At 43.1% G+C, this 10,590-nt stretch carries 10 protein-coding genes; 5 read left to right on the top strand and 5 right to left on the bottom strand.

The annotated features are described in order from the left end of the window. Positions 1–33 precede the first annotated feature (33 nt). The 3 genes from RTP55_RS10880 to RTP55_RS10870 form a co-directional block, all read right to left on the bottom strand. A complete protein-coding gene (locus RTP55_RS10880; protein ID WP_312386032.1) occupies positions 34–168 on the bottom strand; it encodes a DHH family phosphoesterase in 135 nt (44 codons plus the stop codon). Between the two features lie 127 nt (positions 169–295). Beyond that, positions 296–1,480: an aspartate aminotransferase family protein gene (locus RTP55_RS10875; protein WP_312386030.1), complete on the bottom strand. Its 1,185-nt coding sequence runs from the start codon at positions 1,478–1,480 to the stop codon at positions 296–298. A 79-nt stretch (positions 1,481–1,559) separates the two neighbouring features. After that, complete coding sequence (locus tag RTP55_RS10870) at positions 1,560–1,772, bottom strand: DNA gyrase inhibitor YacG (protein ID WP_312386028.1); 213 nt, start codon at positions 1,770–1,772, stop codon at positions 1,560–1,562. Positions 1,773–1,862: 90 nt separating this feature from the next. On the opposite strand from RTP55_RS10870, the gene RTP55_RS10865 reads away from it, so the two are divergent. After that, complete coding sequence (locus RTP55_RS10865) at positions 1,863–2,501, top strand: methyltransferase domain-containing protein (protein ID WP_312386027.1); 639 nt, start codon at positions 1,863–1,865, stop codon at positions 2,499–2,501. Here RTP55_RS10865 and RTP55_RS10860 read toward each other — a convergent pair. Continuing rightward, positions 2,498–3,442 (bottom strand): RDD family protein, encoded by a 945-nt coding sequence (locus tag RTP55_RS10860; protein ID WP_203171980.1) that lies wholly within the window; start codon positions 3,440–3,442, stop codon positions 2,498–2,500. The genes RTP55_RS10865 and RTP55_RS10860 overlap by 4 nt on opposite strands. Positions 3,443–3,761: 319 nt before the next feature. Here RTP55_RS10860 and RTP55_RS10855 point away from each other — a divergent pair, with 319 nt between their 5' ends. The 4 genes from RTP55_RS10855 (at position 3,762) to RTP55_RS10840 (ending at position 8,285) form a co-directional block, all read left to right on the top strand. After that, positions 3,762–4,691 carry a DUF3025 domain-containing protein gene (locus tag RTP55_RS10855; protein WP_312386025.1) on the top strand — a complete coding sequence of 310 codons (930 nt, stop codon included), beginning with the start codon at positions 3,762–3,764 and terminating at the stop codon, positions 4,689–4,691. A gap of 174 nt (positions 4,692–4,865) precedes the next feature. Then, positions 4,866–5,150 carry a hypothetical protein gene (locus RTP55_RS10850; protein ID WP_312386024.1) on the top strand — a complete coding sequence of 95 codons (285 nt, stop codon included), beginning with the start codon at positions 4,866–4,868 and terminating at the stop codon, positions 5,148–5,150. Positions 5,151–5,358: 208 nt separating this feature from the next. Then, the gene (gene mnmG / locus RTP55_RS10845; protein WP_312386022.1) at positions 5,359–7,245 is read left to right on the top strand and encodes a tRNA uridine-5-carboxymethylaminomethyl(34) synthesis enzyme MnmG; all 1,887 of its coding nucleotides are present in this window, start codon (positions 5,359–5,361) and stop codon (positions 7,243–7,245) included. A gap of 83 nt (positions 7,246–7,328) precedes the next feature. After that, positions 7,329–8,285, top strand: a complete 957-nt coding sequence (locus tag RTP55_RS10840; RefSeq protein WP_312386021.1) for an AEC family transporter — start codon at positions 7,329–7,331, stop codon at positions 8,283–8,285. Positions 8,286–8,307: 22 nt separating this feature from the next. On the opposite strand, the gene RTP55_RS10835 is transcribed toward RTP55_RS10840, so the two are convergent. Then, positions 8,308–10,344 carry an Lnb N-terminal periplasmic domain-containing protein gene (locus RTP55_RS10835; RefSeq protein WP_312386019.1) on the bottom strand — a complete coding sequence of 679 codons (2,037 nt, stop codon included), beginning with the start codon at positions 10,342–10,344 and terminating at the stop codon, positions 8,308–8,310. Positions 10,345–10,590: the final 246 nt, after the last annotated feature.

Below are 10,590 nucleotides of genomic sequence, written 5' to 3'. Positions count from 1 at the left end.
TAATTGATTATGTAGCTTATCCTAGCATATTTTTTAATCGTGAACAGGTTCTAAGCGGTAACTTTTGGCATCTATACCTTGTTGATTGAGCCAATAGGTCATGACAATGGCGGATACGATAGCATCGGTATCTGGTTTTTTGTGCCCAAAAACAGCAATGGTTGTCATAAAATTACCCCAATATAAAACACAGCTATTATATCATCTTGTCAAAATCAAACGGTTGACTGGCAAGTTTGCGATGAAAAAGCCGATATTGACTAATCGGCTAACTTTACCATTAAGTGCAAAAAAACTACATGGCTGATTGGATAAGGTGAATGAGGCGCTCACCGATTTGGACGGTTTCATCGGCGCTCATGTTGAGCGGTGGCAATAAACGAATGGCATTACCGCCTGCCACATTGATGATTAGATGATGATTGTCACGCGCTTTATCGACCAAGGTATCAAATGCAATGCCGCGATCCTGTGGCATCACCACCCCTAGCATCATGCCTTTTCCGCGTACAGTAACCCCTTCGCTACCCAGCTCACTGGTGATTTGCTCAATCAATGCTGCGCTATTGCTTAGCGTAGTTGCCATCATATTCTCATCATCAATGACATCAATCACTTCACTAACCACACGGCAAGCAAGCGGCGTACCACCATACGTTGAACCGTGCGAGCCATAGCTAAAAATATCATTGGCTTTTGCGGTGGTCATGCACGCACCCACAGGAAAACCATTACCCAACCCTTTTGCTGTGGTCAAAATATCAGGTTTGATGGATGAATGTTGATAGGCAAAGTATCGCCCCGTACGACCATTACCCGTTTGTACTTCATCTAAAATCATTAATAAGTCATGGTCATCGCAAACTTTGCGAACTTGGGTTAAAAAATCAAAGCCATTGGCAGCGGTATTGACGCCACTTTCACCTTGGATAGGCTCAAGCATCACAGCGCAAACATTGTCATTATCGGCAATCGCTTGGTTAATCGCTTCAATATCCCCAAAAGGCACACGAATAAAATCCTCATCTAAGGTAAAAAATCCAGCTCTAGCCATCGGATTTGCAGTGGCGGATACGGTCAATAGGGTGCGTCCATGAAACGATTTTTCCATCACAATCACTTTGGCTTGGGTTTGCCCACGATTTGATGCAAACAGTCGCGCCATTTTTAATGCCGCTTCGTTGGCCTCGGCACCGCTATTGGCAAAAAATACTTTATCCATGCCTGCGACTTGGCATAACTTTTCACCCGCGCGCTCTTGCCAATCAATACCAAAAAGATTGCTGGTATGCACAAGCGTTGCGGTTTGATCGGCAATCGCGGCAGTGATACGCGGATGACAATGCCCCAGGCCACAGACAGCAATCCCTGTTAACGCATCCAAATACGGCGTTCCGTCAGCGGTATAAAGGTAACTACCTTGACCTTTGACAAAGCTAATGGGCTGGCGTTTATAGGTGGGAAGTAAATAAGAGCTCATGGGGATTCCTTTAATCATAGTTAGCGAATCATAGTCAGCGAGTCATAGCTAGCGCAATCACTAACCAATCAAATCTACGTTATTTAAAAGCGTCTAATTCGTCACTAAACGGGGTGTCTTCTGCACCGATTTTATAGTCCTCATTCGCCCAAGCGCCTAAGTCAATGAGTTTACAGCGCGCACTGCAAAATGGCTTGGTAGGGTTATCTGCCCAAACGGTGAGTTTGCCGCAGCAGGGACAGGGGTAAGTTTTGACAGGTGCATTTGATGGGGTCGGCTCGGTTTTAGACATAAACAAAAGGTATTCTTAAAAATGGTGTATCGGATTATTTGCCATAGTATACTATAAATCCTTTTTTTTGGGCGAATCAAGCGACTGTTCATGCTAAGTCATCAATTTACCAGACCGTTTCAACCCGATCGTATCCGTCATCCCAGAGATTTTCAGCCACTTGCCGCAACATTTTGGCAGCAACCCGCCATTTTTCTTGAAATCGGTGCAGGGAAAGGCAAGCATGCCTTGAGTTTTGCCAGCAATAATGCCAATGCCCATCTCATCGCGATTGAACGTACCGCAGAAAAATATCAAGCCATGCAAAAAATGGCGAATCAAACGCAGTTGTCTAATTTAACGACTATTCATGCTGATGCCATTGCTTGGGTCACCCATGCTGTACCTGCACAAAGCTTGTCAGGGGTGTTCATTCTTTACCCTAACCCAGAGCCGCATAATCCCAACCAACGTTGGCTCAATATGCCGTTTTTTGAGTGGTTACTGTCTCGGTTAAAACCAGGTGGCGAGCTTATACTTGCCAGTAATATTGAAAGTTATATAGAGGAAGCCGAGCATAAAGCACAGACGGTTTGGCAAGTACCGGTGGAGAAAACCCAAGTACCCAATCATAGTGAGCGCACGCATTTTGAGGTGAAATACCTAGCGCGTGGCGAGGCCTGTTGGCAATTGAGCATAAAAAAACCGCATGGTTATACCACACGGTTTGATGATTTTAATTCACTTTAGTCAGGTTTTAACGCAAGGGGCGTGGTTTGGGTGTCATCGGCACGTACCACATAAGTTTTGGCGATTTTATCATGTAAGCTTAATCGCTCTTTGCTGGTGAGCATCATGACCAAATCAACAACTAACACAACCAAACCAAAAATCGATAAAGAGTAAGCCAATGTGGTAAATAACCCACGCATAATGATTAAGTTAAAAAATCCAGGAATGGCATTGGATTGGCGATCCAAAATACGTATGCCCATTATCATCTTACCGATGGTCTGACCACGGCGCATCAATAATAGCACTTGCGCAATCATTAAGCCCCATACCAAAATATTGGTTAACAACAATATATGCTCAGGTAATGCTGACATGAGTTCCATCTGCTGGGCAGAGGTCAAGCGGGTTTGTCCGGCTTCTGCCCATTTGAGTAACTTATCAAAATTTGGGCTGTTATATAGGGAGATAAACAGCGGCGACGACGCCAATACCATAAGCAGGGTATCTACTAATTTTGCTGCGATACGACTACCGATGCTAGCAAGGTCTAACTGTTTTTTAGCGTGTGCAATGTCTTGGTTCGCGCTAAGTTTCTTGGTCAATGTGACCTTGGTAGGGTTAGGGGATTTGTGCGGGTTATTCACTGAATACCGATCCCAAACATTCTCAGAATCTTCTGAAGGCGATATAGGATTAGGCGTGTTGTTAATAATATAATCTGCTTCATCAGAAGCGGGCTGCTCACGTTGGTGGGTATCGACTGACAAGCTTTCATCAATTATTGGACGGTAAAAAAATTGCCCATCCGTCATCGCATTGACCGTGTTCCAGTTATCCATCCCTTGATGCCACATCAAATCAGTGAGTAACACTTGCCCTGTGGCAAGCATTTGATTAAGTTGTTCAAGGGTATAAGGGCCGGCTTGCACATTATTGCGAGCTAGAAAAATATGCATGTAATAACTCTACTTCTACTGGGTGGTAAAATTTGAATGACTGTATCTTATTATATGATGTTTTGCAACATCGTGCTAAAAATCGCTTATTATGCAAAACAGGTTATACAAACATCCCATTCAAAAAATCGCAATAGCTTGATGAATTGAAGTCAACAGTATCTAAACCATTAGCTATGCTTGGCTAGTAATGATTGGGTGGTAATAATTGGTAGGTGGTAATTATCTATCATAGGGTTAACTAAAAGTATGCTAATATTTTTCGTTCAGCCTACGATTATTTTTCTTATTCTTATTCTTATATTATCAGATTGTATTTATGTCAGCGACTCATCCCACCAACGCCATCATTGATTTTGATAAACCTTGGTATCACTATTTGACTTATTTTCCGAATTTTCCCAAGCTTGACGCAAAACATACTCATTCAATACATAGTCATGCCCTTGCTATCAATGCTATCAATATTGTTGAAAATTTGAATGCTTGTTTGGATAGATTTGAGGATGTAAACGCCAGCCGTATAGCCAATTTTGAAAACTTACCCATTCGCTTTGTTGACCAAGCGTGTCTGCCTGAGGATGAGGCTTATGAGAGTTTTATTGCCAAGACAGGGAAAATTCCAACCCGTGGCAATCACCATGATTTATTAAACGGTTTAATTTGGCTGAATTTTCCGCAGTCCAAAGCGATCTTTAACGAACTTCATGCCAAAGATATTTTGCGACATGGTATTCATAACGCCAGAACAGCGCTGCGTAATGCGTTAACGGTATTTGATGAAAATGGCGGCATTGTGGTGAGTTCAGATAGGCTATTGCTTGAACAGTTACAAGCATTTAAATGGCAAGCAGCTTTAGTCACTCATAGAGCAAATTGGTTGGCTCAACATCGTACCATTGCCTTTTTTCCATTTGGTCATGCCCTGCTTGAAAAATTGCTTAACCCAAGAAAAAATATCACCAGTCATACCTTGCTGATTTTAGTAGATGAGGGTTGGTTTGCGCAATCCATAGACAGTCAGAGAAACCAGCTTGATACCGCAATCGCTAAGCTATTTCGACAACTGGCAATGCCATATTTAGCGGATAATGCAGTTAAGCTATCATCCAAAAGCTTTCAGCCGTTACCTGTGATGGGTATCCCTGGCTATAGTGATGACAATGTGATACCCGCATTTTATCAAGATGAGGCTGTTTTTAGGCGTCCAAGAGCTTTTAGCGCGCCTATTTTTTCATTACATGACTGATAAGTGACCAGAAAATTTATAACAGTGGCTAGAGTGGTTGCGGTGATTGCCCAGTCTATGAATCTTGCTTGATAAAAGCCGGTTAATCCGTTAGCATTAAAGCAATCTCTAGTTCATCCAGTCGCATTTATTGATGAAACTCATAATTACTAATAAAAATATTGGAGCATCAGCATGACCACCAAAGTCGTCAAAATTGATAATAGAGTTCGTATGATTACAGGTAAATTAGCCCCACATCTTGAAATTCAGTGGGAACATTATACGTTGGCAGAATTGCAATCATTGCTTGAGACGGTGGTTCGTTTTGAAATTGAGCACAACTTTCGTCGTCATAAAGATTATAAAGATAGCAAAGGCGCTAACATTCAAGTGTTTAATGATGCCAACGAACTTAAAGTCACAAGTTTAAAAGACGAATTACTAATCATCCGCGATAGCCAAATCGATTCACAATAACTATAAATCCGCGAATCAATCAAAATCCAAGCCGAATGACTTGGATTTTTTTATAAGTTAGATTTTTTCGTCATGTGGTTAGTGATTGTTGAAGCAAACTTATCGCCTTAAACGCTCAATGATTGGCATTGATAAAAAAATAATCGATAGCCGTCTAAGCATGGTATAATTGTCAGTTTTTATTGACAAGCGAATGATGGGTGACACGATGAAATACCCTAAAATCTACGACGTAATTGTGATTGGTGGCGGTCATGCTGGCACAGAAGCGGCGCTAGCTGCTGCGCGCATGGGTCAGCAGACGCTATTATTGACGCATAATATTGAAACCTTGGGACAGATGAGCTGTAATCCTGCGATTGGCGGGATTGGCAAGTCGCATTTGGTGCGTGAAGTCGATGCGTTGGGCGGCGCTATGGCGCTTGCCACCGACAAAGCAGGGATTCAGTTTCGTGTGTTAAATAGCCGTAAAGGTGCCGCTGTCCGTGCTACACGTGCGCAAGCAGACCGTATTTTATATAAAGCGGCGATTCGATATACTTTAGAGAATCAGCCAAACTTGGATATTTTCCAACAAGCGGCGGATGATATTTTGGTTGAAAACGGCAAAGCCGTAGCCGTGGTTACCCAATCAGGGATTGAATTTGCTTGCGGCGCAGTGGTGTTGACGTCTGGCACTTTTTTAGGTGGTACTATTCATATTGGGTTAGAAAATCACAAAGGTGGACGTGCAGGCGATCCGCCTTCTATCCTTTTGGCGGATAGATTGCGTGAACTCAAGCTGCCGGTTGGACGCCTAAAAACAGGCACGCCACCACGCATTGATGCGCGCACGGTAGATTTTAGTGTCATGACCGTGCAGCCAGGGGATACACCACTGCCAGTCATGTCGTATTTGGGCGATGTGTCCATGCATCCGCGCCAAATCAACTGCTATATCACCCATACCAATGAACGCACCCATGACATTATCCGCAGCGGGCTGGATCGCTCACCCATGTATTCAGGGGTGATTGAAGGCATTGGTCCCCGTTATTGCCCATCGATTGAAGATAAAATTCATCGGTTTGCTGATAAAGACAGCCATCAGATTTTTATTGAGCCTGAAGGGTTGACCACCCATGAGCTTTATCCCAATGGGATTTCAACGAGTTTACCATTTGATATCCAGTTGGCTTTAGTCCGCTCGATGAAAGGGCTGGAAAATGCGCACATTTTGCGTCCTGGCTACGCGATTGAATACGATTATTTTGACCCACAAAATCTTAAACCAAGCCTTGAGACCAAATCCATTGATAACCTATTTTTTGCTGGTCAAATTAATGGAACCACTGGGTATGAAGAAGCCGCTGCGCAGGGTATCTTAGCTGGCTTAAATGCTGCACGTCGCACCCAAGGACTGGATGCTTGGACACCGCGCCGCGACCAAGCCTATATTGGTGTGTTGGTAGATGATCTCATCACCCATGGCACCAAAGAGCCGTATCGTATGTTTACCAGTCGTGCCGAATACCGTCTGCTACTGCGTGAAGACAATGCCGATCAACGCTTGACAGAAATTGGTCGTGATTTAGGACTGGTGGACGATGCACGCTGGCAAGTGTATAGCGATAAAATGACAGCGATTGAGCAAGAAACCGCACGTTTGCGCTCGCTTTGGGCAACGCCCACTAATACGCTGGGTCAATCATTTATCGATAAAACCGGTGAAGTATTGACCAAAGAAAATAACGCGCTTGATTTGTTAAAACGTCCAAACGTATCATTTGATGATATTAGCGAATTGACCCAATCTCCGGTGTCTGCCGAAGTGGGTGAGCAAATAGAAATTGGTGTCAAATACGCCGGTTATATCGATCGTCAGCAAGTTGAAATCGGTCAGATGAAAAAACTTGAACACACGCTCATTCCAGACGATTTTACTTATCATGATATCTCTGGGCTTTCCAATGAAATCGTGCAAAAACTTGAAAAAGTGCGCCCAACGACGCTTGCCCAAGCCAGTCGCATTAGCGGCGTCACGCCAGCTGCGGTACAGCTTTTGGCCATGATGATTAAAAAAAGCAAAAAAGCGCGTGAAGTGCTAAGCTCTTAACTTTAGACCATGCTACATAAGTCCCATGGTATTGGTATGTGCCATACTTGGGACTTTTTTATTTTCTACTCAAAAAAATTATTATGCTAACTGCCTTTCTCTTTGCGCTAAAAATTACCTTGCCCAATATCTTGCTGATGTTATTGGGAGTGATGATGCAAAAAAAACAAACCATCAACCAGTCGTTTGTTGAAATCGCCTCTAATATGGTCTTTAATTATTGTCTGCCATGTTTGCTATTTTTTAGTATTCTAAAAAGTGACATTCATTTTGCTGAGCAGGTCGATTTGATTAAATCGGGATTGATGGTCACTTTTGGACTGTTTTTTCTCGGTGAGCTATTTGCCTATTTTTTTGTCAAAGATAGCCGCGATAAAGGTGTGTTTGTACAAGGTGTCTTTCGCAGTAACATGGCGATTATGGGGCTGGCGACTGTGACTAATGCATACGGTAGCCAAGGCGTGAGTATCGGTGCGGTTTATATGGGTCTTTTAACCATTGTGTATAATGTGTTATCTGTGATTAGCCTAAGCAGAAATGATAACAACAGCCAAGGCGTGGTTAAAAAAGCCATCACCATGACCAAAAAAATCGGGCAAAATCCGTTAATTATTGCGTTGGTATCAGCGTTTGCTTATAAGTTATTGCAGCTGCCGATGCCGCCTGAATTTATCATCAAAACAGGCGAGTTATTGGCGGCGGTAGCATTACCGTTAGCTTTGATTTGTGCAGGTGCGACACTCGATATCAAGTCGATGCTCAATATGACAGGCGTGTCTATGCAGGCTAGCATCGGTCGAATTATCGTGGCGCCTATCACCGCGGTCATGGTGGGTGTATTGATGCAATTATCACCGATACAAATGGGCGTGATGTTTATTATGGTAACATCGCCCGTTGCTGCTGCCAGTTATGTGATGGCTCGCAGCATGGGCGGCAATGAAATATTAGCGGCCAATATTTTAGGATTTACCACCGTGTTTTCCATGTTTAGTCTAGCCATCGGCATGGCATTATTGCGCCATTTTGGCTTGGCGTAGCACAAAATTGGCTAATCTTAGATTATTCAAAATAGTGTAGCCATTTTAGCGCAACTTCATCAACGTTATCGATACTGTCGGACTTCGGCAACCATTCGCGGCTAGCGGTGACGCGAATCGCATTGGTTTGATTGATATCATATTGACTACCAATACTGATTTTGGGCTGCCAATAGCTTTCGTTATCGCTATCGCCACTTAACCAAAACGGCAGTGTTAATTCCGATATCGCACGCCAATTTGAACGCAATTCTGCATTGCACCCGACATTGACGCCAAGCCCAGCACGATAACCATGATATAAGCCTTTACCAAACTGCGCTGCAATACTGCCCAAGCCATAGCAAATATTGGCGGGCATATCGCCTGTATTTGGAGCAGCGCTACCGATCGCCACGCTTTTACCAAATTCACCGCTGATATTTGCGACCAAATGATTGTCTATAGCGCTGTGGTCATCTTTGTTGCTACTGTCGATACCCTTGATACCATCAAAGACTCGCTGTAAGCCAATATTGCCACCCCATGAAACACCTTTTTTTGCACTATTAATCGGATGCAATGAACGCACATCAAATAATCCGAGCTGCTCAAGTTGCACGCTATCTCGGTGGTCGGCGTTGTCATGGATGCTAAGACCCATATTTAATGCCGTTAATTGTGAGCCTATGGGATAGCCATCAATTTTATCCAACGCATCACGATACACCATGCGGTAATTTAAAGTGATAGCCTGGTTACTGTCTAACTTAGGTCTTCCACTCACCCCACCAAACGACTGCTGACTGACCCCAATATCAAATCGACTTAAAGGATTAGCCAGTACAGGATTGTCGCGGCTAGGCAATATTTGAGAACTTAACGCCCGATTTTGTTGAGTATTATTAAAAGCCTTGGGATGATTTGCCGCGTTGCGGGCGTTTAATTGCGCTTGCACAATAGTCGGTGTTGAAGGACTAAAATTGGTAGCGCGAATCAAATTTTCGTGGTTTAACATGCGTACTACTTGGGCAGGGGAAATCATTGGGGAGTCATTCACTAAAAAATTTTTATCAGGAAAAATAGAATTTAGTAACACCAAAATTTCAGAGGCGCAATTATCGGATAACAGATAATAAGGCAAATTTTGGTCTTTGATTTCCCAAGTTCGATAGGCCAGTTGTTTAACTTGTTTATCGCTGAGATTGAGCTGATACTGCCACACATTGCGCCCATTATCTTGCAAATATTCTTTGATACCTTGCTGATAATTGGTCATGGTAAATTCGCCTGTATTGCCACCGATACTGGATTTGTAAGCAAATTTTAAAAAATGCTCACCGTCGGTGACTTTCGGGGTGAAGTTCAAATAGTAATGATTGCTAAGGTCGGCATTATCAAATCGCAAAAAACTATGGGCAAACGCAGACGGTGGGCTATCTAAATACTCACTGGCAAAAATTAATGAGACGGATTGGGGATTGATTTTTTGTAGCCATGAATCGAGCGTATCACAATGTTGATGGGGTAGGCTTGAGGTATCGATGGCTAAGTTTTCAATGAGCCACTGTGTACGAGCGGGAAAGCGACATTGGACAGAGGCATTATTTTTTTGGGTAGGGTGAAATAACTGTGTGAGCATTTCATCAAGTTCTGCTTGGGGATTTTTGGCGCCTTGCGCGCTGGCGAAAAATTGTCGTTGGCTCGCTTGTGAGTTAAAACGATTGTTGACCCGACTTTCAAAGGGCTGTTTTGTGGTGACTGTTTCAGGATAATACAATAACCGCAGCCACGCTTTTTGCGCCGCTAAGTTTTGCTCATGGGCTGATGTCAATGCCGTTTGCAGCGTTTGGGTGGCGGTAATAGGCGTCGGCGTAGATAGGGCTGTATCTGACAAAAATTGCTGAGCTGGCGCATCTGATACATGTGACACAGGCGCTGCTAACGCATAATGTTGGCCGGATATTAGGCTTAATACAAAGACTGCTTGAGCCAACTGCTTTTGATTAAAAGCTGTTTTTTTTTGATTAAAAACACGGGTTACAGCGTGTTGATGATAGCCGTATTTGAGAGAGTTCATAGCGGTGCTCTTTTTATAAGGTAAAGTTTTATAAGGTAAGTTTTCACAACTTTTGATAAGCAAAGCATATAATATCTGTGTGCAAATTAACATTGCCCAATTTGTAATTACGCCGTTGTAGGCAGCTAGGCGGCTGTAAGACGACTTGCCAAATAGATTTTATCCGCTTAATTTGCTATAATTTTTTAATTATTTAACCCCACTCTCAACTTGAAATAAGCAACTCAAACTGAAGTGGGGGGTTAC

The sequence above is a fragment of the Moraxella sp. CTOTU47579 genome, assembly GCF_032004885.1.
GTDB lineage: Bacteria > Pseudomonadota > Gammaproteobacteria > Pseudomonadales > Moraxellaceae > Faucicola > Faucicola tetraodonis.
This window is presented reverse-complemented; position numbering and strand designations above follow the sequence as displayed.